General features: G+C 71.1%; 22 protein-coding genes and 1 tRNA gene. 14 read left to right on the forward strand and 9 right to left on the reverse strand.

Going from position 1 to position 23,008, the window contains the following annotated elements; genetic code table 11:
- Positions 1–59: 59 nt before the first annotated feature.
- Both ACQXVK_RS04255 and ACQXVK_RS04260 read left to right on the forward strand, forming a co-directional pair.
- Positions 60–290, forward strand: coding sequence for a type II toxin-antitoxin system VapB family antitoxin (locus ACQXVK_RS04255; RefSeq protein WP_430852832.1), 231 nt, complete (start codon positions 60–62; stop codon positions 288–290).
- Positions 287–691: a PIN domain-containing protein gene (locus ACQXVK_RS04260; RefSeq protein WP_430852833.1), complete on the forward strand. Its 405-nt coding sequence runs from the start codon at positions 287–289 to the stop codon at positions 689–691. The genes ACQXVK_RS04255 and ACQXVK_RS04260 overlap by 4 nt, the downstream gene beginning before the upstream one ends.
- A 145-nt stretch (positions 692–836) precedes the next feature.
- Here the strand turns inward: ACQXVK_RS04260 and glgX are convergent, their stop codons facing one another.
- Positions 837–2,855 carry a glycogen debranching protein GlgX gene (glgX, locus tag ACQXVK_RS04265; protein ID WP_430852834.1) on the reverse strand — a complete coding sequence of 673 codons (2,019 nt, stop codon included), beginning with the start codon at positions 2,853–2,855 and terminating at the stop codon, positions 837–839.
- Between the two features lie 148 nt (positions 2,856–3,003).
- Positions 3,004–3,738 carry an SDR family NAD(P)-dependent oxidoreductase gene (locus tag ACQXVK_RS04270; RefSeq protein WP_402266005.1) on the reverse strand — a complete coding sequence of 245 codons (735 nt, stop codon included), beginning with the start codon at positions 3,736–3,738 and terminating at the stop codon, positions 3,004–3,006.
- A gap of 77 nt (positions 3,739–3,815) precedes the next feature.
- On the opposite strand from ACQXVK_RS04270, the gene ACQXVK_RS04275 reads away from it, so the two are divergent.
- Positions 3,816–4,394 carry a TetR/AcrR family transcriptional regulator gene (locus ACQXVK_RS04275; protein WP_430852835.1) on the forward strand — a complete coding sequence of 193 codons (579 nt, stop codon included), beginning with the start codon at positions 3,816–3,818 and terminating at the stop codon, positions 4,392–4,394.
- A gap of 68 nt (positions 4,395–4,462) precedes the next feature.
- On the forward strand, positions 4,463–4,915 hold the full coding sequence (locus ACQXVK_RS04280) for a hypothetical protein (RefSeq protein WP_430852836.1): 453 nt from the start codon (positions 4,463–4,465) through the stop codon (positions 4,913–4,915).
- Between the two features lie 22 nt (positions 4,916–4,937).
- Here ACQXVK_RS04280 and ACQXVK_RS04285 read toward each other — a convergent pair whose 3' ends face one another.
- From ACQXVK_RS04285 to gabT, 5 genes are all read right to left on the reverse strand, one after another.
- Positions 4,938–5,090, reverse strand: coding sequence for a hypothetical protein (locus ACQXVK_RS04285; RefSeq protein WP_430852837.1), 153 nt, complete (start codon positions 5,088–5,090; stop codon positions 4,938–4,940).
- A 51-nt stretch (positions 5,091–5,141) separates the two neighbouring features.
- Positions 5,142–5,636 (reverse strand): GNAT family N-acetyltransferase, encoded by a 495-nt coding sequence (locus ACQXVK_RS04290; protein ID WP_430852838.1) that lies wholly within the window; start codon positions 5,634–5,636, stop codon positions 5,142–5,144.
- A 151-nt stretch (positions 5,637–5,787) separates the two neighbouring features.
- Positions 5,788–7,158: a flavin monoamine oxidase family protein gene (locus tag ACQXVK_RS04295; protein WP_430852839.1), complete on the reverse strand. Its 1,371-nt coding sequence runs from the start codon at positions 7,156–7,158 to the stop codon at positions 5,788–5,790.
- Positions 7,155–8,699 (reverse strand): NAD-dependent succinate-semialdehyde dehydrogenase, encoded by a 1,545-nt coding sequence (locus tag ACQXVK_RS04300; RefSeq protein WP_430852840.1) that lies wholly within the window; start codon positions 8,697–8,699, stop codon positions 7,155–7,157. The genes ACQXVK_RS04295 and ACQXVK_RS04300 overlap by 4 nt, the downstream gene beginning before the upstream one ends.
- Complete coding sequence (gene gabT, locus ACQXVK_RS04305) at positions 8,696–10,060, reverse strand: 4-aminobutyrate--2-oxoglutarate transaminase (RefSeq protein ID WP_430852841.1); 1,365 nt, start codon at positions 10,058–10,060, stop codon at positions 8,696–8,698. The genes ACQXVK_RS04300 and gabT overlap by 4 nt, the downstream gene beginning before the upstream one ends.
- 92 nt (positions 10,061–10,152) lie before the next feature.
- Here gabT and ACQXVK_RS04310 point away from each other — a divergent pair, with 92 nt between their 5' ends.
- Together ACQXVK_RS04310 and ACQXVK_RS04315 are read left to right on the forward strand one after the other, a co-directional pair.
- Positions 10,153–11,685 (forward strand): PucR family transcriptional regulator, encoded by a 1,533-nt coding sequence (locus tag ACQXVK_RS04310; RefSeq protein ID WP_416392944.1) that lies wholly within the window; start codon positions 10,153–10,155, stop codon positions 11,683–11,685.
- Between the two features lie 20 nt (positions 11,686–11,705).
- On the forward strand, positions 11,706–12,347 hold the full coding sequence (locus ACQXVK_RS04315) for a TetR family transcriptional regulator (RefSeq protein ID WP_430852842.1): 642 nt from the start codon (positions 11,706–11,708) through the stop codon (positions 12,345–12,347).
- Here ACQXVK_RS04315 and ACQXVK_RS04320 read toward each other — a convergent pair.
- Complete coding sequence (locus ACQXVK_RS04320) at positions 12,313–12,981, reverse strand: NUDIX domain-containing protein (protein ID WP_430852843.1); 669 nt, start codon at positions 12,979–12,981, stop codon at positions 12,313–12,315. The genes ACQXVK_RS04315 and ACQXVK_RS04320 overlap by 35 nt on opposite strands.
- Before the next feature lie 86 nt (positions 12,982–13,067).
- Here ACQXVK_RS04320 and ACQXVK_RS04325 point away from each other — a divergent pair, with 86 nt between their 5' ends.
- The gene (locus tag ACQXVK_RS04325) at positions 13,068–13,508 is read left to right on the forward strand and encodes a hypothetical protein (RefSeq protein ID WP_430852844.1); all 441 of its coding nucleotides are present in this window, start codon (positions 13,068–13,070) and stop codon (positions 13,506–13,508) included.
- 56 nt (positions 13,509–13,564) lie between these two features.
- Here the strand turns inward: ACQXVK_RS04325 and ACQXVK_RS04330 are convergent.
- Positions 13,565–13,651: transfer RNA gene (locus tag ACQXVK_RS04330), tRNA-Leu, on the reverse strand.
- Between the two features lie 86 nt (positions 13,652–13,737).
- Here ACQXVK_RS04330 and ACQXVK_RS04335 point away from each other — a divergent pair.
- From ACQXVK_RS04335 to pknB, 7 genes are all read left to right on the forward strand, one after another.
- The gene (locus ACQXVK_RS04335) at positions 13,738–14,418 is read left to right on the forward strand and encodes an FhaA domain-containing protein (protein ID WP_022907895.1); all 681 of its coding nucleotides are present in this window, start codon (positions 13,738–13,740) and stop codon (positions 14,416–14,418) included.
- Positions 14,415–14,966, forward strand: a complete 552-nt coding sequence (locus ACQXVK_RS04340; RefSeq protein ID WP_022907894.1) for an FHA domain-containing protein FhaB/FipA — start codon at positions 14,415–14,417, stop codon at positions 14,964–14,966. The genes ACQXVK_RS04335 and ACQXVK_RS04340 overlap by 4 nt, the downstream gene beginning before the upstream one ends.
- Positions 14,967–14,972: 6 nt before the next feature.
- Positions 14,973–16,325, forward strand: coding sequence for a Stp1/IreP family PP2C-type Ser/Thr phosphatase (locus ACQXVK_RS04345; RefSeq protein WP_022907893.1), 1,353 nt, complete (start codon positions 14,973–14,975; stop codon positions 16,323–16,325).
- Positions 16,322–17,758, forward strand: coding sequence for an FtsW/RodA/SpoVE family cell cycle protein (locus tag ACQXVK_RS04350; protein WP_402266034.1), 1,437 nt, complete (start codon positions 16,322–16,324; stop codon positions 17,756–17,758). The genes ACQXVK_RS04345 and ACQXVK_RS04350 overlap by 4 nt, the downstream gene beginning before the upstream one ends.
- Positions 17,755–19,212, forward strand: a complete 1,458-nt coding sequence (locus tag ACQXVK_RS04355) for a peptidoglycan D,D-transpeptidase FtsI family protein (RefSeq protein ID WP_022906671.1) — start codon at positions 17,755–17,757, stop codon at positions 19,210–19,212. The genes ACQXVK_RS04350 and ACQXVK_RS04355 overlap by 4 nt, the downstream gene beginning before the upstream one ends.
- On the forward strand, positions 19,209–20,960 hold the full coding sequence (locus tag ACQXVK_RS04360) for a protein kinase domain-containing protein (RefSeq protein ID WP_430852845.1): 1,752 nt from the start codon (positions 19,209–19,211) through the stop codon (positions 20,958–20,960). The genes ACQXVK_RS04355 and ACQXVK_RS04360 overlap by 4 nt, the downstream gene beginning before the upstream one ends.
- A 121-nt stretch (positions 20,961–21,081) precedes the next feature.
- Positions 21,082–22,878, forward strand: a complete 1,797-nt coding sequence (gene pknB, locus ACQXVK_RS04365) for a Stk1 family PASTA domain-containing Ser/Thr kinase (RefSeq protein WP_430852846.1) — start codon at positions 21,082–21,084, stop codon at positions 22,876–22,878.
- Positions 22,879–23,008: the final 130 nt, after the last annotated feature.

The raw sequence follows: 23,008 nt of genomic DNA on the forward strand, positions 1-23,008 counted from the left end.
CCGCTCTTATATAAGCGGGTGTATAGTCACATCTCCAGGGACGAAGAGCGGAGGACACGATGACCGTCACGACGATCGATCTCGACCAGGCAGTGCTCGACACCGCCAAGGAACTCACGGGTGCGCGCACGAACCGCGATGTCGTGAACCGCGCACTCCAGACGCTCATCGCTGTCCGACGACAGCCTGCCGCTGTCGAGCGGGTCATCGGCCGGACCTTCACAGAGGAGCAGACGGAAGCTCCCGTCGTGCACTACGCCGCGCCGGGAGTCCCCTCGGACGAGGCGTGAGCGCCTACATCGTCGACAACTCTGTGTGGTGGAAGGCCGCACGCAGACCGGCCATCGCGGCGCGACTCCGCGTGGTGTCGACGCAAGACCTCATCCTCACCTGCCCACCACAGGTGCTCGAGTACTGCTTCTCCGCGCGCGATGCCGACGAGCATGCAGCGTTCCGGCGCGACATGGAGGTGTTCTTCCCTGCTGAGGAACATCCGAGCGAGGTCGACGTGCTGGACCTCCAGGCTGCGCTGTGGAACGGAGGGTACGTCCGAGGTGCAGGAGCAGTGGATGTGCTGATCGCCGCCTACGCGATCGCGAACGAGGCCATCGTGCTGACTGCGGACCACGACTACGACCACATCGCGGAAGTGGTGCCCGATTTCCGGCACGAGTACCTGCCGGAGCAGTGAAACCGGCCTCGAGTCGACGATGGACGGGAGGCGCGGTGCCAGCCGGCACTCCTCCCTCGCAGGCTCGGTCGGCGCGCCCCGCGCAACGCTTCGCGTTGCCGCTGAGCGGGGCGCGCTCCCGTCCGTCAGATGGTCGCGCGAGCGATCAGACCAACGCCGTGAACGACGCGTCGCGGAGCAGCACCGTCGTGGCGTCGTCACCGACCGCCTGGTCCGGGTCGCTCGACAGCCCGAGGGACCAGCGCCCACCGCCCGGCTTCTCCGGCAGGGTGAACTCGACGGTGGTCTCCGACGCGTTCAGCAACACCGCCACCGTGTCCTCACCGTGCCGCAGCACGAGCATGACCGCGCGGTTGCCGCCGTCCGCCCAGTCGGCGTCCTCGAACCCCCGCGCGTCGGCGCGGAGGACGTCGACCGTCGAGTCGGAGTCACCCGGTGCCGTGCGGTACCACTCGGGACGGAGCGACGGGTGGTCGCGTCGGAACGCGATCGCCGCCGTCGAGAAGGCGAGCAGGTCCCGGTCGGCCGCCGCCCAGTCGAACCACGAGATCTCGTCGTCCTGGCAGTAGGCGTTGTTGTTGCCGCCCTGCGACCGGGCGATCTCGTCGCCACCGAGGATCATCGGCACGCCGGCCGAGAGCAGCAGCGTGCCGAGGAAGTTCCGACGCTGCCGGTCGCGGTAGTCGTTCACCACGCCGTCGTCGGTCGGTCCCTCGACGCCACCGTTGAACGACGTGTTGTCGCTCTCCCCGTCGTTGTTGTCCTCGCCGTTGGCCTCGTTGTGCTTCTCGGCGTACATCGTGAGGTCGGCGAGCGTGAAACCGTCGTGGGCGGTCACGAAGTCGACCGAGCACAGCGGGGATCGCCGGGAGCCCTCGTAGACGTCCGGGCTGCCGAGGACCCGCTGGACGGCGTCGCCCAGGGTGCCCGCGTCGCCGCGCCAGAACGCGCGCAGGTCGTCGCGGTACTTGCCGTTCCACTCCGACCAGTCGGCCGGGAAGCCACCGACCTGGTAGCCCGCGGTGTCCCACGGCTCGGCGATCATCTTCACCTCACGGAGCACCGGGTCCTGGTGGATGATGTCGAGGAACGCCGAGTGCTTCTCCGCCTCGCCGTCCTGGCGGGTCAGCGTCGTGGCGAGGTCGAAGCGGAAGCCGTCGACGTGCATCTCCTCGACCCAGTAGCGGAGCGAGTCGGTGATGAGCCCGAGCGCCGCCGGGTGCGACACGTTCAGGCTGTTGCCGGTGCCGGTCGTGTCGAAGTAGTTCGCCTCGTCACCCTCGACCAGCCGGTAGTACGACTCGTTGTCGATGCCCTTGAACGACAGCGTCGGGCCCATGTGGTTGCCCTCGGCGGTGTGGTTGTAGACGACGTCCATGATGACCTCGAGGCCCGCGGCGTGCAGGGCCTTGACCATCGCCTTGAACTCGGCGACCTGCTGCCCCGCGGTGCCCGAGGACGAGTACTCGTCGTGCGGCGCGAAGAACCCGATGCTGTTGTAGCCCCAGTAGTTCCGCAGGCCCTTGTCCTCGAGCGTGGAGTCCTGCACGAACTGGTGCGTCGGGAGGAGCTCGACCGCGGTGATGCCGAGGTCCGTCAGGTGCTGGATCGCCGCCGGGTGCGCGAGTCCGGCGTAGGTGCCGCGGATCTCCTCGGGCACGTCCGGGTGCTGCTTCGTGAAGCCCTTGACGTGGACCTCGTAGAAGACCGTGTCGGCCAGCGTCGTGCCGGGTCGCGTGTCGTCGCCCCAGTCGAAGTCGCGGTCGGCGACCACGGACTTCGGCATCGCGGGGGCCGAGTCGGTCTCGTCGATCCGCTCCGGGTCGTCCATGTCGTGACCGAAGAGCGCCTGGCCCCACTCGTAGGTGCCGTCGACGGCGGTGGCGTACGGGTCGAGCAGGAGCTTCGCCGGGTTGTGGCGGAGGCCCTTCGCCGGGTCCCAGGCACCGTGCACGCGGAAGCCGTAACGGGTGCCGACGGTGACGTCCGGGACGACGTCGTGGAAGGTGTAGCCCGTGCGGTGACGGAGTTCGGTGCGGTGCTCGGTGCCGTCCTCGTCGAACCGGCAGAACTCGACGCGCTCGGCGCTGCTGGAGAAGAGCGCGACGTTCGCGCCGCCGTCGACGAGCGTCACGCCGAGCGGCGTGCGGGAGGAAGTGGTCATGTCGTCCTTCTACAGAACGGCAACTGTGACCCCGGCGTCCCGACGTACCCCGACGGGCGGGCCGCGGGCGATCCGTGACGCGGCTGCGTGCAGGACGGGAGGCGCGGTACCAGCTGGAACCGCGCCTCCCGTCCGTCAGCGGGTCGCGTCAGACCGCGATCCGGCCACCGTCCACCGGCAGGACCGCGCCGTGCACGAAGGACGCTGCATCCGTCGCGAGGAACACGATCGCCTCGGCGATCTCGCCGGCGGTGCCCGGACGGCCGGCGGGACCGGCCGCGGCGAGCTGATCGAGGCTCTCCCCCATCGCCGCCGTGCCCTCGGTCCGGGTCGGGCCGGGGCTCACGGCGTTCACGCGGACACCGGCGGGGCCGAACTCGGCCGCCCACGACTTCGTCAGCAGGACGAGCGCGGCCTTCGTCGAGCCGTACAGGCCCATGCCCGCCGCACCGAACTCCGCGACCATCGTCGTGACGTTCACGATCGCGCCCGCGCCTCGCTCGGCCATCCCCGGCGCCAGGGCGGCGACCAGGAAGTAGGGCGCCTTCACGTTGATGTCGTACACCTCGTCGAAACCGTCCGAGGTGGTGTCAGCCGTGGCACCGAAGGGGAAGATGCCCGCGCTGTTGACGAGCACGTCGACCCGCCCGTCACCGATCGCGAGGGCCGCCTCGGCGAGCTCCTTCGCGCTGGTGGCGTCGCGCAGGTCCGCTCGGACGAAGTCGGCCGCGCCGCCGGCAGCCCGGATCCCCCGCACGACCTCGTCACCCCGCTCGGCGTTCCGGCCGGAGACGACGACGTGCATCCCCTGGGCGGCGAGGCGTTCGGCGGTGGCGCGGCCGATGCCGCTGGTGGATCCGGTGACGAGGGCGGTGGTGGTCATGGTCGATGTCCTAACTGAACAGATCGGTTTGGTTACGGTGCTGGTAACTGTACAGATCAGTGCAGTAAAGTCAAACCATGTCCGACACCACGACCGGCCGCACGCGCCGCCGCCCCGCGTACGAGCGTGCGGTCGCCACCGCCGACCGGCTCTTCTACGAGCAGGGGATCCACGCGGTCGGGGTCGACCAGGTCGCTGCCGAGGCGGACATCTCGAAGGCGAGCCTCTACACGCACTTCCGGACGAAGGACGACCTCGTGCTCGGCTACCTCCAGGGTCGGAGCCGGTCGTGGCAGGAGCACGTCGCGGTCGAGCTCCCCGAGCGTGGCAGCACGCCGCGCGACCACGTCCTGGCGGTGTTCGACCTGCTCGGGGAGTGGTTCGAAGCGCCGGGGTACCGCGGCTGCCCGTTCATCAACGTCGAGGCGGAGTACGGCGCCGGGCACCCGACGCACGACGTGACACTCGAGCACCGTGCGTGGGTCCGGACCCTCTTCACGTCGCTGCTCACCGATGCCGGCACGGCGGACCCCGACGGCACGGCACTGCAGCTCTGCCTGCTCTACGACGGCGCGATGGCGAGCGCGCAGGCCGACCCGTCCAGGCCCTGGGCGGCGGCCGCGCGTGCGGCGGCCGAGCGGCTCGTCGAAGTCTGAGGTCCGGCCGCCCGACCAGCGGAACCACTCCGTGGTGCGCAGCGCAACTCCAGCTCTAGGATCACCACGTGACCACCGGTTCCCCGACTTCCCGCCCCGTCCTCGTGACCGCTGCCGTCGTGCTCTGGCTCGTGCTGTTCGCGTGCGACCTGGTCGCACGGCTCGTGGACCTGCCCGGGACGGTGTCGTCCGGTGGCCCCTGGACCCTGGTGCCGTTCGTCGTCGGGCTGGCGCTCCTCGCCTGGTTCGTGTTCGGTGCACTCCGCGTCGGTCGTGGCTCCGGACGCGCGCGGTTCTGGATGGCCGTGCTCGGTGTGGTCGGAGCCATCGGCGCGCTCCTGCCGCCGTACGGACTCGCCACCGTGAACGGCGCACTGGGCGCCGTCGCCGCGCTCGTGCCGTACCTGCCCGCTGCTCGCGGGTACTTCCCGCCGCGACCACGCCGTGCACCGAAGGTCCCGCAGCCCCGGGTCGTCGGTTGGGATCCTGACACCGGCGAACCCATCCGCGCCGCCGACTGACGAGGGCGCGGACCAGACCGCGCTACTCGGGGTCTGCGGGCTCGCCGCCGGAGTCGTGGTCGCTGTCCTGCTCCGGGTCCGTCGTGGCATCGCCCGAGGGCGAGCCGTCCGCCAGGTCCTCGGTGTACTGCCGCTCGGCATCGGTGGGGTCGCTGGTTCCGCTGGTGTCCGTCATGTCCCGGACCGTACGCGCGCTGCGTCCGGTGTCCGTCCAGCGGCGGGGCGCTCAGCGGACGAGCCGCACCGTCGTGTCGATCGGGCCGAAGCTCGACGTCGCGCCGTCGGCGACGAAGCCGTTCCGTCGGTAGAAGGCGCGCGCCCGCGGGTTGTCCTCGGCGACCCACAGCGATGCCGGACGCGCACCGAGCACGGCGTCGAGGAGGCCCTGACCGGCTCCGCCCCCGTGGGCACGCTCGAGCACGTAGAGCATGGTGAGCTCCTCCGGCCGCACGGCGTCGGGTTCCGACGTCGGCTGGACCGCGGCGAAGCCGACGATCCCCGTGGCGTCCTCGGCGACGACGGCGTCGAACGCCCCCTGGGCGAGGTTCCCGCGCCACATCTCGAGTCGCCGTCCCAGGTCGAACCACGGGCTGCTGTCCGGATCGTCCACGAACCGGCTGTAGGTCTCGCGCCACGACGTGGTGTGCACGCGCGCGATCCCCTCGGCGTCGTCGGCGGTCGCCGGGCGGATCGCCACGGCCTCGTCGTGCTGGTCTCCCATGGGACGACCGTACCGAGCGGACCCACACCGATGACGGACGGGAGGAGGGCCCCACCCGCCGGTTCCGTCGTGACGCGCCAGCGGCACGACGGCCGTGACGGGAGGGACGATGCGGGCTGGCACCGCGCCTCCCGTCCGTCTCGCCGTGGGTCTACTGCACCGCCGGCTGCGGCAGGGCCGCGAGGATCTCGGCCGCCGCTTCGCGGCCCATCCGCACCGCCCCGTCCACGTGCTGGTACCCGTGTCCGGCGAGGTCGCTCGACGCGAAGCGGATCGGTCCGACCGCCGCGCGCTGGTCGGCGCCGTAGCGGACGAGTCCACCGAGGTCGAAGCTCGCCGCGTACGCGCCACGGGTCCACTCCTCGGTGCCCCAGTCGCTCTCGTAGTAGACGACCGGACGACGTGCCTCGTCGCCGTAGTAGTGCGCGAGGGAGTCGAGCACCCGGGCCTTGCGGTCCGCCGTCGACAGCGCGAAGACGTCGTCGGCGTGCTGGTCGGAGACGAACCCGACGAGCGTTCCCTGCTCCGAGCCGTGCATGGAGTTGTCGTACGCCTCGTGCACGAGCTCGTACGGGCTGAACGCGGTCCCGGACAGCCCGGCGCCCCGCCAGAACGGCCGGTCGTAGACGGCGTGCACCTTGATGACGAAGCCCATCGACAGGTGCTGGTGGAGCTGGTGCTGCCGTCGGGGCAGCGGCGGCTCGTAGGAGATGCGCGAGTACAGGGGCGGTGGGACGGCCACGAGCGCCTGGCGGGCACGGACCTCGATGCCGCCGTCGGCGAGCGCGACGACCCCCTCGTCGTCCCAGCGCAGCGTGCGGACCGGGGCGTTCAGGTGGACGTCGGCGCCGAGCCGCTCGGCGAGCCGCTCGGAGACCTGCTGCATCCCGCCGACGACGCGCTTGTCGAGGATGAAGTCGGCGTCGACGAGGTTCGAGAAGCTCCCCGCGGAGGCCGCCATGAGCAGCGCCTGCAGCGCCGAGAACGTGTGCGCGGGCTTCGTCAGCATGGCGCCGGCGATGAACAGCTCGACGTTCTCGGTCGCGACCCGGTCGTCGCTCAGCCGGCGGAGCCACTCGCGGAAGGAGACCTCGTCGAGCGCCGCGGCGTCCGGGGTCTCCCACGGACGGTCGGGATCGACCTTCGCGACGTACCCGTCGACGACGGCCACGAGCCGCTCGATCTCGACGGCGGTGGCCTCGGGCAGCGGGAAGATGTCGCCGGTGTACTCGGTGCGGGTGCCGTGCTCGTCGACGTAGACGCTGGAGCCCTCGCGGTAGCGGTCGTAGGTGTCGAGTCCGAGCTCGTCGAGGGTCTCGAGGAGCGCGGTCTGGTCCGGGGACACCCACTGGCCGCCGATCTCGAGGGTGACGCCCTCGATGTCGTTCGTCCACGTGCGGCCGCCGACGCGGTCGCGGGCCTCGAGCACCGCCACGGTCTTCCCCTCGGCGACGAGCCGGTTCGCGGCGATGAGGCCGGTGACCCCGGCGCCGATGACGACGACGTCCTTCTCGATGGTCATCGCTGCGCTCCCTTCGTGCGCCCGAACGGGTCGGGCGTCAGCGTGTACATGGTCTCGAGGTACTCGGCGATGCCCTCGCCGCCGCCCTCGCGGCCGAGGCCGGACTGCTTCACCCCGCCGAACGGCGCCGACGCGTTCGAGACGACGCCGGTGTTGAGCCCCAGCATGCCCGTCTCGAGCTGCTCCATGAGCCGCTGCCCGCGGGCCGGGTCCTCGGTGAAGGCGTAGCCGACGAGGCCGTACTCGGTGTCGTTCGCCGCGTCGATCGCCTCGTCCTCGGTCGAGAACGTGCGGATCGCGAGGACGGGTCCGAAGATCTCGTCGTGGAGCAGGTCGCTGCCGGGCTGCACGTCGGTGACGACGGTCGGCGCGTAGAACGTGCCGGGGCCGTCGACGGGGTGGCCACCGGTCCGGAGGCTGGCGCCGCGGTCGAGCGCGTCGGTGACGAGCCGGTGCGCCTTGTCGACGGCGCGCTCGTCGATGAGCGGTCCGATGGCGACGCCCTCCTCGGTGCCGCGACCGACGGCCATGGCCTCGACGCGTGCCGTGAGCCGCCGGGCGAACTCCTCGGCGATGTCCTCGTGCACGAGGAACCGGTTGGCCGCGGTGCACGCCTGCCCGGTGTTCCGGAACTTCGCGGCGAGCGCACCGTCGACGGCGAGGTCGAGGTCCGCGTCGGCGAACACGAGGAACGGGGCGTTGCCGCCGAGTTCCATGCTCGTCCGGAGCACGTTCTGCGCCGCCTGCGCGAGGAGGGTCCGGCCAACCGGCGTCGACCCGGTGAAGGACAGCTTCCGGAGTCTGGGGTCGGCGATGATCGGCTCGGAGAGCGCACCGGCGTGGGTGGTCGCCACGACGTTGACGACCCCGGCCGGCACACCGGCCTCGAGCAGCAGGTCGGCGAACAGCAGGGTGGTGAGCGGGGTGAGCTCGGCGGGCTTCACGACGACCGTGCACCCGGCGGCGAGCGCGGGGGCGACCTTGCGGGTGGCCATCGCGAGCGGGAAGTTCCAGGGGGTGATGAGGAACGCCGGACCGACCGGCTTGTGGCTGACGATCGCGCGGCCGGTGCCCTCGGGGTTCGTGCCGTAGGAGCCGCCGATGCGGACGGCCTCCTCGGAGAACCAGCGGAGGAACTCGCCGCCGTAGGTGACCTCGCCGTTCGCCTCGGCGAGGGGCTTGCCCATCTCCAGGGTCATGAGGAGAGCGAAGTCGGCACGACGTTCCTGGAGCAGGTCGAAGGCGCGGCGGAGGACCTCGGCACGCTGGCGCGGCGGGGTCGTCGCCCAGCCGCGCTTGGCCGCTTCGGCGGCGTCCAGGGCGGCGACACCGTCCTCGGGGGTTGCATCGGCGATCTCGAGGAGCGTCTCGCCGGTCGACGGGTCGACCACCGGGAACGTCGCACCGTCGGACGCCGCTCGCCAGGTGCCGTCGATCAGGAGGCCCGTGGGAACCGTCGCGAGGAGCTCGCGTTCGGCGTCGGTGCGGACGGCCGCGCTGCGGTCGGTGTGGGTGCTGTGGTCGGTCTGGGTGTCGGTCATGCTGCGGCGAGTCCTTCCAGGACGACGTCCAGGCCTTCGCCGAGGAGGGCGTCGTCGATCGCGAGCGGGGGGAGGAAGCGGAGGACGTTGCCGTACGTCCCCGCGGTGAGCACGATCACGCCGTGCTCGTACGCGTACTTGACCACACGGCCGGTGAGCGCGGCGTCGGGTTCGCCGGTGGCCGGGTCGACGAGCTCGATCGCGACCATGGCACCGCGGCCACGGACGTCGCCGATGCGGGGGTCGGTCGACTGTGCGGCGCGGAGCCGTCCGAGCAGCACGTCGCCGATCGCCGCCGCGCGCTCGACCAGCCCGTCGTGCTCGAAGGCGTGGATCGCGGCGAGCGCTGCGGCGCACGCGACCGGGTTGCCGCCGTAGGTGCCGCCGAGCCCGCCGACGTGGGCGGAGTCCATGATCTCCGCACGGCCGGTGACGGCGGACAGCGGCATCCCGCCGGCCATGCCCTTCGCGGTCGTCACGACGTCGGGGACGATGCCCTCGTGCTCGCTCGCGAACATCGCGCCGGTGCGGGCGAAGCCGGTCTGCACCTCGTCGGCGATGAACACGACGCCGTTCGCGGTGGTCCACTCCGACAGCGCGGCGAGGAAGCCGGGGGCCGGCACGACGAAGCCGCCCTCGCCCTGGATCGGCTCGACGAGCACCGCGGCGGTGTTCTCGGCGCCGACCTGCTTCTCGATCTGCGTGATCGCGCGCTTCGCGGCCTCGACGCCGGACAGCCCGCCGTCGCGGAACGGGTACGACATCGGGACGCGGTAGACCTCGGGGGCGAACGGACCGAAGCCGTTCTTGTAGGGCTGGTTCTTCGCGGTGAGCGCCATCGTCAGGTTCGTCCGGCCGTGGTAGGCGTGGTCGAACACCACGATCGCCTGCCTGCCGGTGTGCTTGCGAGCGATCTTCACCGCGTTCTCGACCGCCTCGGCGCCGGAGTTGAACAGGGCGGTCTTCTTGGCGTGGTCACCGGGGGTGAGCCGGTTGAGCGCCTCGGCGACCTCGACGTACCCGTCGTAGGCGGCGATGGTGAAGCACGTGTGGGTGAACGCCTGGACCTGCTCCTGCACGGCGGCGACGACGCCGGGGTGCGCGTTGCCGACGCTCGTCACGGCGATCCCGGAGCCGAGGTCCACGAGCGAGTTGCCGTCCGCGTCGACGACCACGCCGCCACCGGCCGCGACGACCGCGATCGGCACCGCGACCCCGACACCGGAGGCGACGGCGGCGGCCTTCCGTTCGAGGAGCGCTCGGGAGCGGGGACCCGGCACCTCGGTGACGAGCCGCCGTTCCTGCGGCAGCGAGGGGCCACCCGTGGCGGCGCTGGTCGAGGGTGCAGCGGTGGAGGACATGCGGCGATCGTAGGAGCCACCCGCCCACGGCGGGGCTATCCATCGTGTACACCGACGGCCACCTCGATCGCCGCGAGGGATAGGGTGCACCCATGCCCGCGACCCTGCGCTCCCTGCTGCACCGCGCCGACCTGCGGCTCCGGCTCCTCACGGCGACCGACGCGGCCCTCGACGCGCCACTGTCCTGGCTGCACAGCTCGGACCTCGAGGACCCGACGCCGTTCCTCGCGGACGGGCAGGGACTGCTCACCACGGGCACCCAGTTCGGCGTGGACACGGAGGTCACGGCTGAGGTCGCCGACGCCTACGTCGCCCGACTGGTGCGCCGGGGCGTGGTCGCGCTCGGGTTCGGCGACGAGGTCGTGCGCACCGGCACCCCGCCCCAGCTGGTCGACGCCTGCACCGAGCAGGGGCTCGCGCTCTTCGAGGTGCCGTACGCGACCTCGTTCATCGCCGTCGCGCAGGCGAACGCGGACGCCGTCGCCCGTGACGCCAACGCCCGGAACGCCTGGGCCCTCGCCGCGCAGCGCGCCATCTCGCTCGCCGCCATGCGTCCGGACGGCCTCGGGGCGACCATCGCCGAGCTGTCCCGGCAGCTCGACGGGTGGGTCGGACTGTTCGACCTCTCCGGGCGGCTCGACCGTGGACACCCGGCAGCGGGCGTCACGACCGAGGACCTCGAGGTGCTCCGGGCCGAATCGCTCCGGCTGCTCCGTGCCGGTGCGCGTGCGAGCCTGCCGGTGACGACCGAGCACCGCACCGGGTTCACGCTGCAGACGCTCGGCAGCGGCGGACACCTCAGCGGCGTCCTCGCGATCGCGAACGGCGGGACGCTCGACCGGGCCGGCCGCGAGGTCGTGACCGCGGTGATCGCGCTGGCCGGTCTCGCACTGCAGCAGAACCGCGAGCTCGCCCGTGCGCGAGGGCTCCTCCGCACCGGACTCCTGACGATGCTGTCGGTGGGCGACCCCGCCGTGGTGGACTCGACCTCGCGCGAGGTGTGGGGACCGTTGCCCCCGGAGCCCGTCCGGATCGCCGCCGTGGACGTCCCCGACCAGGACCTCGACACCGTGGTGGACCTGCTCGAGCTCTGGGTGCAGGACCGCCCCGGGCAGCTCTTCTTCGCGACGGACGACGAGCTCTTCCTGTGCGTCGGCGCCGAGGACACCGGGATCGTCGAGGAGCTCGTGGACCGCTTCGACCTGCACGCCGGGCTCTCGGACGGCGCCTCCTACCGGTACTTCGGCCGCGCCCGGACCGAGGCCGTGCAGGCGCTCGACCGACGCCGTCAGGGACGCCCGGGCACCACCGAGTTCGGCGACCTCGCCCGCGAGGGGGTGCTCGCCCACCTCGCCCACGTGGACGTCGACGCCGGTGCCGTGGCCCGCGCGTTCCTCGCACCGCTCGTCGACCACGACCGGACGGCCGGGACCGAGCTCACCCGCACCGTGCGGGCCTGGCTCGAGCAGAACTGCGAGTACGACCGCACCGCACAGGCCCTCGGCATCCACCGGCACACCGCACGCGCCCGGGTCGAGCACGCCGGACGGCTCCTCGACCGGGACCTGTCGGTGTTCGCGACCCGCGCCGACCTCTGGGCGGCGTTCGTCGTCGAGGGCGCGTGAGCCGCGCCTAGGCTGGCGACGTGCCGACCACACCGACCCGCCGGCGCCTGAGCCCGGCCGAGCGGGACGCCCAGATCGCCGAGGCAGCCGTCGCCGTCGCCCGTGCCGAGGGCCTCGCCGCCGTGACCCTGCGCGGGGTCGCCGCGGCCATCGGTGTGGCGCCGTCCCTCGTGGCGCACTACCGCCCGGCGATGGAGGACCTCGTCGGCGACACCTTCCGCACCGTCGCGAGCACCGAGGTGGCCGAGGTCGCCCGGATCGTGCACGAGGGAGCCGACCCGGTCGGACGACTGGCGACCCTGCTCGCGTGCATCGCCGACCCGGCCCGCGACGACGTCGCCGCGCTGTGGGCCGACGCGTGGAGCCTCGGCCGGACGAACGCGGCGCTCGCGACCGCCGCCCGCGAGGTCATGGACGACTGGCAGGCCCTCGCCACCGGCGTGGTCCGCGACGGCGTGCGCGCCGGGGTCATGCGCACGGACGACCCGGACGCGGTCGGACGCCTGCTGTTCGCGCTCGTGGACGCCACGAACGGGTACGCCCTCGTGGACTACCTCGACCGACCCGCGCGCGAGGGCCTCGTCCGTACGACCATCGCCCGCGCCGTCGGGCTCGACGACGCAGCCCTCAGCGCCGCAGCGCCACCCACTGCAGGAGCATGATCGTCTTCCCGTCGGCGATCCGACCGTCCGCGACCATCGCCAGCGCCTCGTCCAGCGGGACCTCGAGCACCTCGATGTCCTCGCCCTCGTCCTCCAGCCCACCGCCCGCGTCGACGAGGTCGGCGGGTGAGTAGGCGCCGACGTACCCGTGCACGCGCTCGGTCACGGACCCCGGACTCATGAACGCGTCGAAGGCCTTCGTGAGGACGCCGAGCCGGATCCCGAGTTCCTCCGTCGCCTCGCGTCGCACGGCCGTCTCCGGGTCGTCCTCGTCGAGGAGCCCCGCCGCCGCCTCGACGAGCATCCCGTCCGGGTGCCCGTTGACGTACGCGGGCCAGCGGAACTGGCGGGTGAGCAGCACGGTGTCGCGCTCGGGGTCGTGCGGCAGCACGGCGGCACCGTTGCCCCTGTCGTACGTCTCGCGCTGCTGCCGGTCCCAGCGACCGTCACGGCGCCGGACGTCGAGCGTGGTGCGGCGGAGCACGTGCCAGCCGTCGGACACGACCTCGACGTCGCGGACGACCACGTCCGGGTTGCGGTCGAGACCACGTCCGACGGCGTCGAGGCCGGTGCGGCCGCGGGCGTCCGGGACGGAGGTGCCGGGTCGGGGGTCGGTCGTGCGCGCGTCGTCCACGCCGCCACGCTAGCGTCCCGCCCCGGCGCCGAGGCCGCCGGTACGATCGTCACGCCGCACCAGGGAGCGGCGGGGACGGGGCGACCATGACGACGACGGACGACCTCAGGCGATCACGCCGGACCCCACCCCCGGTCGTCCGGACCGCCACGATCCTCTGGGCCGTCTGGCTGGTCGTCGGCGTCGTCTCCACCGTCGTCGTCTCGGTGTCCGGGTCGGGACTGACCGGGTTCGGCGGCGTCCTCGCGATCGTGCTGTCGTTCGTCGTCTGGGCCCTGGTGGCCGCCGCGACGTTCCTGGTCCTCCGCGGATCGGCCGTCGCCCGCATCGTCCTCGTCGCGATCGCCGCGCTCCGCGCGGTCCTGAGCATCAGCGACGGCGGCCTGTCCACCGCGCTGATCCTGCTCTCGGTCGTCGCCGCGGTGCTGCTGTTCCTGCCCAGCGCGCGCCCCTTCTTCCGGCGCGCCGACGGTGCCGAGCCGAGCCGCGCCTCCAGGCCGACGGATCCCGACCACCCGCGGGACTGACGCCGCCACGAACACGAGAAGGCCCCCGGATCACTCCGGGGGCCTTCTCCGTTGCCTGGTGCGCGAGGGGGGACTTGAACCCCCACGCCGTTTCCAGCACACGGACCTGAACCGTGCGCGTCTACCAATTCCGCCACTCGCGCCAGCCCGAGAACACTACCACGCACAGACGCTGCCAGACGCCAACCACTACCATGCAGAGGTCGACGACCGAGAACACTGGAGACCCATGGGCCTGTTGGACAGCTTCGAGCGAGGGCTGGAGCGCGCCGTGAACGGCGCGTTCGCGAAGACCTTCCGCTCCGGCGTGCAGCCCGTCGAGATCTCGAGCGCACTCCGCCGCGAGCTCGACACCAAGGCTGCCGTCGTCTCACGCGAACGCATCCTCGTGCCGAACGAGTTCACCGTGCGACTCGCGCCGCCGGACTACACGCGGATGAACGACATCGGTCGACCGCTCGTCGACGAGCTCTCGCAGATGGTGCAGCAGCACGCCGTCGCGCAGAACTACTCCTTCTCCGGTCCGGTCACGATCCGCCTGCAGCAGGACGGCACGCTCTCCACCGGGATCCTGCAGATCGACTCGACGACCGTGCAGCGCGACGTCGCGTGGGTCGCGGTGCTCGACATCGGTTCACAGCGGCACAAGCTGCAGCGCGGGCGCACCGTGATCGGCCGCGGGACGGACGCCGACATCACCGTCGCCGACACCGGGACGAGCCGGAAGCACGTCGAGGTCATCTGGGACGGCAAGCACGCCCAGGCCAACGACCTCGGATCGACGAACGGGTCGAAGCTGAACGGCGAGCGCTTCCAGCAGGCGATCGTGGAGCCGGATTCCACGATCGAGATCGGTCGTACCCGTATGGTGTTCCGGGTGATACCCGAGAACGACGGAGGTGCCAGGTGACCACAGGGCTGACCCTGCTCGTCCTGCGCTTCGCGTTCCTCGCGGTGCTCTGGCTGTTCGTGTTCGTGATCGTCTTCGCCCTGCGGAGCGATCTGTTCGGCCAGCGCGTGCGCACGATCCCCACCGATCCGAAGGCCGGTGCGTCCGGTCCGACGACCCCGGTCGTCCCCGCGGCAGCGGCTCCGGCCGCCGCGTCCGCAGGGGCCTTCACCGACCTCATCGGTCAGCCAGGAGGCGCGCAGCAGCCCGCCACGCCGGCTGCGACCCGCCTCGTGATCACCGAGGGATCGCGCGAGGGCATGGAGATGCCGCTCGGCGGCGGACCGATCACGATCGGCCGCTCGAGCGAGTCCAACGTCGTCATCCGGGACGACTACACGTCCACCAACCACGCCCGCCTCGACCTCCGGGCCGACGGCTGGGTGCTCACCGACCTCGAGTCCACGAACGGCACGTTCGTCAACGGTCAGAAGGTGACCGCTCCCGTGACCGTGGCCGAGCGGACGCCGATCACGATCGGGACGACGACGTTCGAGCTGCGGCGGTAACCCGGGATGACCGCTCGCACGCTGAGCGCCGCTGTGTCCCACGTCGGACGCATCCGCGCGAACAACCAGGACTCCGGCTACGCCGGGCAGCACCTGTTCGCGGTGGCCGACGGCATGGGCGGGCACGCCGGGGGCGACGTCGCCTCGGCGATCGCGATCCGGCGCATCAGGGAGGTCGACCGCGAGTTCCCGTCGGCGCACGACGCCGAGTTCGCGCTGCAGTCGGCGCTCATCGCCGCGAACCAGCTCATCACCGAGACGGTGTTCGAGCACCAGGAGCTCACGGGCATGGGCACGACGGTGTCCGCGATGATCCGCGTCGGCGAACAGGTCGCCATCGCGCACATCGGCGACTCGCGCATCTACCGGCACCGCGACGGCGAGCTGCAGCAGATCACCTCCGACCACACCTTCGTGCAGCGTCTCGTGGACAGCGGCCGGATCACCCCGGAGGAAGCCGCGGTCCACCCCCGTCGCTCCGTCCTCATGCGCGTGCTCGGCGACGTCGACGCCGCGCCGGAGGTCGACACCGCGATCATGGACATCCAGCCGGGCGACCGCTGGCTGCTCTGCTCCGACGGGCTGTCCTCGTACCTGGCGGAAGAGCGCATCCGGCACGCGCTCGCGTCGAACATGGACGCGAACCAGGTCACGCAGCGCCTCGTGAAGGAGACGCTCGACCACGGCGCGCCCGACAACGTCACCGTCGTCGTCATGGACGTCACGGACACCGAGCCCGAGGACGACGACGACGCGGCCACGACCGTGGGCTCCGCCGCGGCCCCGCTCACCTTCGAGGCGTCGACCGGACGCAAGCCGATCCGCCTCCCCACGATCCTGCTCCACCCGCTCAAGGTCACGACGGCCCCCGAGGACTCGCACTTCGAACCGGAGTCCGACCAGTTCTTCGCCGAACTCATCGCCGAGGACCGCCGTCGGCGCATCCGTCGCCGGGTCTCGTGGACGATCGCGCTCGTCGTGGCGGTCGCCGTCCTCGTCGGTGCCGTGTTCCTCGGCTGGCGGATCATCCAGGACCACTACTACGTCGGGACCGACCGCGGCTCGGTCGCGATCTACAAGGGCGTCCAGCAGTCGATCGGTCCGATCGCCCTGTCCGACGTGTACGAGGACACCGACATCTCGGTGTCCGGACTGCCGGACTACACCCGCGAGAACGTCCGCTCGACCATCAACGCGCAGTCGCTCGACGACGCGCGGGAGATCGTCGAGCGACTGCGCAAGGCCGCGGCGACCGGACAGGACCAGGCCGGCACCGGCGGTGACGGCAGTTCGCCGTCGCCGACGCCCTCGTCGTCCTCGACCGGGTCGCCGTCACCGTCTCCCGGGGCGAAGCGATGAGCAGCGCCACCGCCCAGTCCTTCACGCAGGCGATCACGATCAAGCTGCGGGAGCCCGCGCGCGCCCGCAACCTCGAGCTCGTGCTGCTCGTGATCGCGTGCGGCATCTGCGCCGGCGCCATGGTGCTCGTGCAGCTCGGCACGAAGGGCAGGCTCTTCGACACCTCGGTGCTGTGGACCGGCGCGGGCATCCTCGGCCTCGCGCTGGTCATGCACGTCGTGCTGCGGGTCGTCGCGAAGAACGCCGACCCGTTCATCCTGCCGGTCGCCCTCGTGCTGAACGGCATCGGGATCGCCGAGATCTACCGCATCGACGTGCACAACGGCCTGACCGGCTGGGGTGCGATCGGCGTGAAGCAGATCGTCTGGACCATGCTCGCCATGGTGCTGGCGATCATCACGGTCTCGGTCGTCCGGAACCACCGGTTCCTGCAGCGGTACCGGTACATCTTCATGTTCCTGACCATCGCGCTGCTCCTGCTGCCGATGCTGCCCGGGATCGGGCTCAACGTGAACGGCGCGCGGGTCTGGATCAAGGTCGGATCGTTCACCTTCCAGCCGGGTGAGCTCGCCAAGATCACGATGGCGCTGTTCTTCGCCGGCTACCTCGTGACCGCGCGGGACTCGCTGTCGATCGTCGGCCGGAAGTTCCTCGGCATGACGTTCCCGCGTGCCCGCGATCTCGGCCCGATCCTCGTGATGTGGGCCGCGGCGATGGGCGTCCTGGTGTTCCAGCGCGACCTCGGCACCGCGCTGCTCTACTTCGGCCTGTTCCTCGTGATGATCTACGTCGCGACGGCGCGACTGAGCTGGGTCGTCATCGGCCTCGCGCTGTTCGTCGGCGGTGCGCTCGTCGCCCAGTCCGTCCTGGTCTACGTGCACGGCCGGTTCGAGCAGTGGCTCGACCCGTTCAACCAGGAGATCTTCACCCGGCAGACGCAGGGCAGCTACCAGCTCGTCCAGGGCCTGTTCGGCTTCGCGAACGGCGGGATCACCGGCACCGGGCTCGGCCAGGGTCGGCCGTACATCACGCCGGTCGCCAACGCGGACTACATCATCGCGTCGCTCGGCGAGGAGCTCGGGCTCATCGGCGTCTTCGCCATCCTCGCCCTCTTCATCATCCTGGCGTCACGGGGCCTGCGGGTCGGGTTCATGGCGCAGGACGACTTCGGCAAGCTGCTCGGCGTGGGCTTCGGCTTCATCATCGCCCTGCAGGTGTTCGTCGTCGTCGGCGGCATCACCCGCGTGATCCCGGTCACCGGCCTGACGACGCCGTTCATGGCCGCGGGTGGTTCGTCCCTCGTCGCCAACTGGATCATCGCCGCGATGTTGCTGCGCCTGACCGATGCAATCCCCGCCGAACAGCGTGTGCAGCAGGGTGCGATCCCGGCTGCCCGTGGCCGCGGGGCGACCAGGAAGGAGCGCAGCCGGTGAACCGACAGCTCCGCGGTGTCTCGACCGTCATCGTGCTCATGTTCGTCGCACTCTTCGTGTCGACGACGTCCATCCAGTTCTTCTCGGCGGACTCGCTCCGCGCGGACTCCCGGAACTCGAGGACCATCCTCGCCAGCTACTCGACGAAGCGCGGCGCGATCCTCGTCAACGGCAGTCCGATCGCCGAGTCGACCCCGGTGGACGACCAGTACCAGTACCAGCGGAAGTACACGAACGGCGACCTCTACTCCGCCGTCACCGGGTACTTCACGATCGGGCAGGGGAACGCCGGCATCGAGAGCGCCGAGAACACCGTGCTCTCCGGCAACTCCGACGCCTCGTTCTTCCAGAACCTCAACGCGATCCTGACCGGGCAGGACGTCCAGGGCGACAACGTCAACCTGACGATCGACCCCGACGTCCAGCAGGCGGCGTACGACGCGCTCGGCGACAACACCGGCGCGGTCGTGGCGATCCAGCCGAAGACCGGCAAGATCCTCGCGATGGTGTCGAAGCAGAGCTACGACCCGAACACGCTGACGTCGCACGACACGCAGAACGTCATCGACCAGTACAAGGCGCTCGAGACGAACGCGGCGAAGCCCCTGCAGAACCGGGCGATCGGCGGCGACCTCTACACGCCCGGGTCCGTCTTCAAGCTCGTCGTGGCGTCGGCCGCGCTCGAGGGCGGGAAGTACACCCTCGACTCCGAGTTCCCGAACCCCTCGCGCCTGCAGCTGCCCGGTACGAGCACCTACATCAACAACGCCGAGGGCGGCTCGTGCGGCGGCGGCGACAAGGTCAAGCTGCGCACGGCGATCCAGTACTCGTGCAACATCCCGTTCGCGGAGCTCGGGCAGAAGCTCGGCTACGACGCGATCAAGAGCATGGCCGACAAGTACGGGTTCGGCGACGCGATCGAGGTCCCGATGCGCGCCACCGCCAGCCAGTACCCCGACGTCAGCGACGACACCGCGCAGCTGATGCTGAGCTCGTTCGGGCAGGCCAGCGTCCGGGTGTCGCCCCTGCAGATGGCGATGGTCTCCGCCGGGATCGCGAACGGCGGCAAGGTCATGCAGCCCTCGCTCGTCGACTCGATCACCACGAGCGACCTGAAGACCGTCGAGTCGTTCTCCCCGAAGCAGTACAGCGACCCGCTCTCGTCCTCCGAGGCGAGTGACCTCACCGAGGCCATGCAGAGCGTCGTCAGCTCCGGGACCGGCACCAATGCCAAGATCAACGGTGTCGACGTCGCAGGGAAGACGGGCACGGCCGAGAACGGCACGGGCGATCCGTACACACTCTGGTTCACGGGCTTCGCCCCGGCGAAGGACCCCGAGGTGGCCGTCGCGGTCGTCGTCGGGAACGGCGGCGGGCTCGGGCAGTCCGGAGTCGGCAACACGGTCGCGGCCCCGGTCGCGAAGAAAGTCATGGAGGCGGTGCTGAACAAATGAGACCCACCAGCGGACTCACCTTCGGTGGGCGGTACCAACTCTCGTCCCGCGTCGCCATCGGCGGCATGGGAGAGGTGTGGCAGGCCACCGACCTCGTCATCGGCCGGACCGTGGCACTCAAGATCCTCAAGGACGAGTACCTCGGCGACCCGGGCTTCCTCGAGCGCTTCCGCGCCGAGGCCCGCCACGCCGCGCTCGTCAACCACGAGGGCATCGCCAACGTCTTCGACTACGGCGAGGAGGACGGCAGCGCCTACCTCGTGATGGAGCTCGTCCCCGGCGAGGCGCTCTCGACCATGATCGAGCGGGAGCACACGCTGCCGGTCGACAAGGTCCTCGACATCGTCGCGCAGACCGCGAACGCCCTGCAGGCCGCACACGCCGTCGGGCTCGTGCACCGCGACATCAAGCCGGGCAACCTGCTCATCACGCCGGACGGCCGCGTCAAGATCACCGACTTCGGCATCGCCCGCATCGCCGACCAGGTGCCGCTCACCGCGACCGGTCAGGTCATGGGCACCGTGCAGTACCTCTCGCCGGAGCAGGCGAGCGGGCACCCGGCATCGCCGTCGACCGACATCTACTCGCTCGGCATCGTCGCGTACGAGTGCCTGGCCGGACGTCGACCGTTCACGGGCGAGTCGCAGGTCGCCATCGCGATGGCGCACATCAACGAGCAGCCGCCGGCGCTCCCGGGGGACATCCCGGAGCCGGTGTCGGCCCTCGTGATGTCCTGCATCGCGAAGAAGCCCGCCGACCGTCCCGCGACCGCGGCGAACCTGGCCCGTGCGGCACAGGCGCTCCGCCGTGGCGACGTCGCGGCCGCCACCGTCGCCGTCCCGGCCATCGCCGCCGGCGGCACCGTCGCGTTCAACCCGCCCCAGGCGCAGGGCAACGACGCGGCGACCGCCCTCATCGGCACGCAGGGCGGTGCCGTCACCGGTGGTCCACGCACCCCGGGCTCGCCGGTCGACGGCGAGGACGAGGAGCCGAAGAAGAAGCGCGCGTGGATCTGGTGGCTCGCGGGGGTCCTCGCGGTCCTCGTCATCGGCGGGGTGATCGCAGCGGTCGCACTGACCGGCGACAGCCAGCCGGAGCCGACCCCGACGAAGTCCTCGGCCCGGTCGACGCCGTCCCAGACGCCGACCCCGAGCGACACCCCGACCGTGAGCCGCGTGACCGTGGACTCGGCGGACTTCGTCGGGCTGTCGGTCGCCGACGCCCAGGCGAAGCTCGAGGGTCTCGGGCTGACCTCGCGCGTCGAGGACGGCGACCCCGCACCGAAGGCCGAGCAGGCGAACACGGTCCAGTCGATCAGCCCCACGGGCAACCTGGCGGTCGGCTCGCTCGTCGTGCTCCAGCAGTACACGGCGCAGCCGACGGTCAACCAGCCGAACTCGGCGTCGCCCGGAGCAGTGTCCGCCGACGGCCAGGTCACCTTCAGCTGGGCGGCGGCCACGTGCCCGACCGGGTACACCGTGTCGTCGTACGCGTACACGATCACCGGCGGCAAGGACTCCTCGAGCCAGACCTCGGGCACGCTCGACGCCGACCACCGATCGGTCACCGTGCAGATCGACGCGGTCGACACCTCGGCCTCGCTGAGCTACACCGTGACGTGCGGCAACCTCGCTGCGTCGGCTGCGTCCGAGGCCGCGTCCAGCGACACCTGGCAGGCGACCGACGAGCCGACGGTCGACCCGACGGACGGCAACAACCCCAGCCAGGGCCCGCAGGACGGCAACTGACCGACCCCCGGACGGGGGCTCGCGACACCGTTGCGTAACGGTTCGTGCGGGCCCCCGGTCACCAGCGTCTCACCAGCGAACCCTGCCGTACACTTGCCCGGACGGACATTCGGAGGAGTACGTGCCAGAAGGTGTGACCGCGGGGATCACCCTCCTCGCCAACCGCTACGAGATCGGTGAAGTCATCGGTCGGGGCGGCATGGCCACTGTGCATCTGGGCAACGACACCCGGCTCGGACGCAAGGTGGCCGTCAAGCTGCTGAAGCCCAGCCTCGCCAACGACCCGGCGTTCCGCACCCGTTTCCGCCAGGAAGCGCAGGCGGCCGCCCGCATGGCGCACCCGACGATCGTCCGCGTCTACGACGCCGGCGAGGAGACCGTCACCGAGACCTCCGGCGCCGAGGTGCAGGTGCCCTTCATCGTCATGGAGTACGTCGAGGGCCGACCGCTCTCCGACATCATCGGCGAGGGCCCGGTCGCCCCGGACGAGGCCGTGCGGATCACCGAGGGCATCCTGACCGCGCTCGAGTACTCGCACCGAGCGGGTGTCGTGCACCGCGACATCAAGCCGGCCAACGTCATGGTGACGCACGCCGGCCAGGTCAAGGTGATGGACTTCGGCATCGCCCGGGCCATCACGGACACGTCCGCGACCGTCGCCCAGACCACGTCGATCCTCGGCACCGCGTCGTACTTCTCCCCGGAACAGGCACGCGGCGAGACCGTCGACGCCCGCACCGACGTCTACTCCACCGGCGTCGTGCTCTTCGAGCTGCTCACCGGGCGCCCGCCGTTCCTCGGGGACACCCCGGTGGCCGTCGCCTACCAGCACGTCAGCGAGCAGCCCGTCGCGCCGTCGTCCCTCACGCCCGATGTCTCGCCGGCGCTCGACGCGGTCACGCTGCACGCCCTGGTGAAGGACCGCACACGCCGGTACCAGAACGCCGCCGAGTTCCGCTCCGAACTCCAGCAGGCCGCAGCGGGCAAGGTGCCCGCGTCGACCCGCAAGCTCCAGCAGCAGGCCGCGCACGACGCGTCCACGGTGCTGTTCGGCGTCAACCCCCGCACGACCTCGAACCCGGCGGTGGCCTTCCGCGAGCTCGACGACGACACCGCCGAGCACCGCCCCCAGCGCACGCAGAACCGTCCGCCGGTGGCGTGGATCTGGGTCGGCATCATCCTGACCGCAGCAGTCATCGTCGCGGTCGTGTTCTTCGTCGCGAACCTCGGTCCGGGCAAGCCGCCGGTGACGTCGTCGGTGAGCGTGCCGAACGTCGCCGGTGCCACCTACGACTCGGCGGCCGCCGCACTCGACAAGAAGGACCTCGTCCCGGTCAAGGTCGAGGAGAACTCCGACGACGTCGACCGGGGATCGGTCATCCGCACCGAACCCGGGTCCGGCACGAACGTCGCGCGCAAGCAGAACATCCGCGTCATCGTCTCGCTCGGCCCCGAACAGCTCGCCGTCCCCGACCTCGCGGGGCAGACGCAGGACGCCGCGCAGAAGGCGCTCGTGCAGGCGGGCTTCGCCGTCGGCGCGGTCAGCTCCGACTACTCGCCGACGGTGCCCGAGGGGACGGTCATGAGCACCGACCCCGCGGCCTCGTCGACGCACACCAAGGGGACGGTGGTGAACCTCACCGTCTCGAACGGCAAGGTCGAGCTGCCGAACGTGACGCAGCAGCCGTTCCAGAACGCGAGCGACACCCTCACCGGGCTCGGCCTCAAGGTGACGCCGAACGCGATCATGTCCTGCACCAGCGGTCTGGTCACGCAGCAGAGCGCACCGGCTGGGGACATCGCGCAGGGCAGCACGGTCGTGCTCACGTACTGCGCCGGGACGGTCCAGCCCTCCCAGCCGCCGGCGACGCAGGCACCGGCGGACGGTGGGAACGACGGCGGTGGCGACGGTCAGTGACCTGACCACGTCCTGACGGACGGTCCGGGGCGGGCGTGACCCGCGCCTCCCGTCCGTGGCCACCATCCGACGGCCGTCAGGTCAGCCTGGAGGCGCGACTCATCTCCGCCACGTCCACGCCGGATCCGGC

Origin of the sequence: Curtobacterium sp. AB451 (assembly GCF_050585845.1) — a bacterium.
In the GTDB taxonomy this organism is placed as follows: Bacteria; Actinomycetota; Actinomycetes; order Actinomycetales; family Microbacteriaceae; genus Curtobacterium.

What these genes read in the sequence shown, in the direction of transcription:
- glgX (WP_430852834.1), bottom strand. Translation starts at nt 2,855, where the DNA reads ATGACCACTTCCTCCCGCACGCCGCTCGGCGTGACGCTCGTCGACGGC.
- ACQXVK_RS04335 (WP_022907895.1), top strand. Translation starts at nt 13,738, where the DNA reads ATGGGCCTGTTGGACAGCTTCGAGCGAGGGCTGGAGCGCGCCGTGAAC.
- ACQXVK_RS04290 (WP_430852838.1), bottom strand. Translation starts at nt 5,636, where the DNA reads ATGGGAGACCAGCACGACGAGGCCGTGGCGATCCGCCCGGCGACCGCC.
- ACQXVK_RS04300 (WP_430852840.1), bottom strand. Translation starts at nt 8,699, where the DNA reads ATGACCGACACCCAGACCGACCACAGCACCCACACCGACCGCAGCGCG.
- ACQXVK_RS04310 (WP_416392944.1), top strand. Translation starts at nt 10,153, where the DNA reads ATGCCCGCGACCCTGCGCTCCCTGCTGCACCGCGCCGACCTGCGGCTC.
- ACQXVK_RS04255 (WP_430852832.1), top strand. Translation starts at nt 60, where the DNA reads ATGACCGTCACGACGATCGATCTCGACCAGGCAGTGCTCGACACCGCC.
- ACQXVK_RS04270 (WP_402266005.1), bottom strand. Translation starts at nt 3,738, where the DNA reads ATGACCACCACCGCCCTCGTCACCGGATCCACCAGCGGCATCGGCCGC.
- ACQXVK_RS04285 (WP_430852837.1), bottom strand. Translation starts at nt 5,090, where the DNA reads ATGACGGACACCAGCGGAACCAGCGACCCCACCGATGCCGAGCGGCAG.
- ACQXVK_RS04360 (WP_430852845.1), top strand. Translation starts at nt 19,209, where the DNA reads ATGAGACCCACCAGCGGACTCACCTTCGGTGGGCGGTACCAACTCTCG.
- ACQXVK_RS04325 (WP_430852844.1), top strand. Translation starts at nt 13,068, where the DNA reads ATGACGACGACGGACGACCTCAGGCGATCACGCCGGACCCCACCCCCG.
- ACQXVK_RS04345 (WP_022907893.1), top strand. Translation starts at nt 14,973, where the DNA reads ATGACCGCTCGCACGCTGAGCGCCGCTGTGTCCCACGTCGGACGCATC.
- ACQXVK_RS04295 (WP_430852839.1), bottom strand. Translation starts at nt 7,158, where the DNA reads ATGACCATCGAGAAGGACGTCGTCGTCATCGGCGCCGGGGTCACCGGC.
- gabT (WP_430852841.1), bottom strand. Translation starts at nt 10,060, where the DNA reads ATGTCCTCCACCGCTGCACCCTCGACCAGCGCCGCCACGGGTGGCCCC.
- ACQXVK_RS04350 (WP_402266034.1), top strand. Translation starts at nt 16,322, where the DNA reads ATGAGCAGCGCCACCGCCCAGTCCTTCACGCAGGCGATCACGATCAAG.
- ACQXVK_RS04275 (WP_430852835.1), top strand. Translation starts at nt 3,816, where the DNA reads ATGTCCGACACCACGACCGGCCGCACGCGCCGCCGCCCCGCGTACGAG.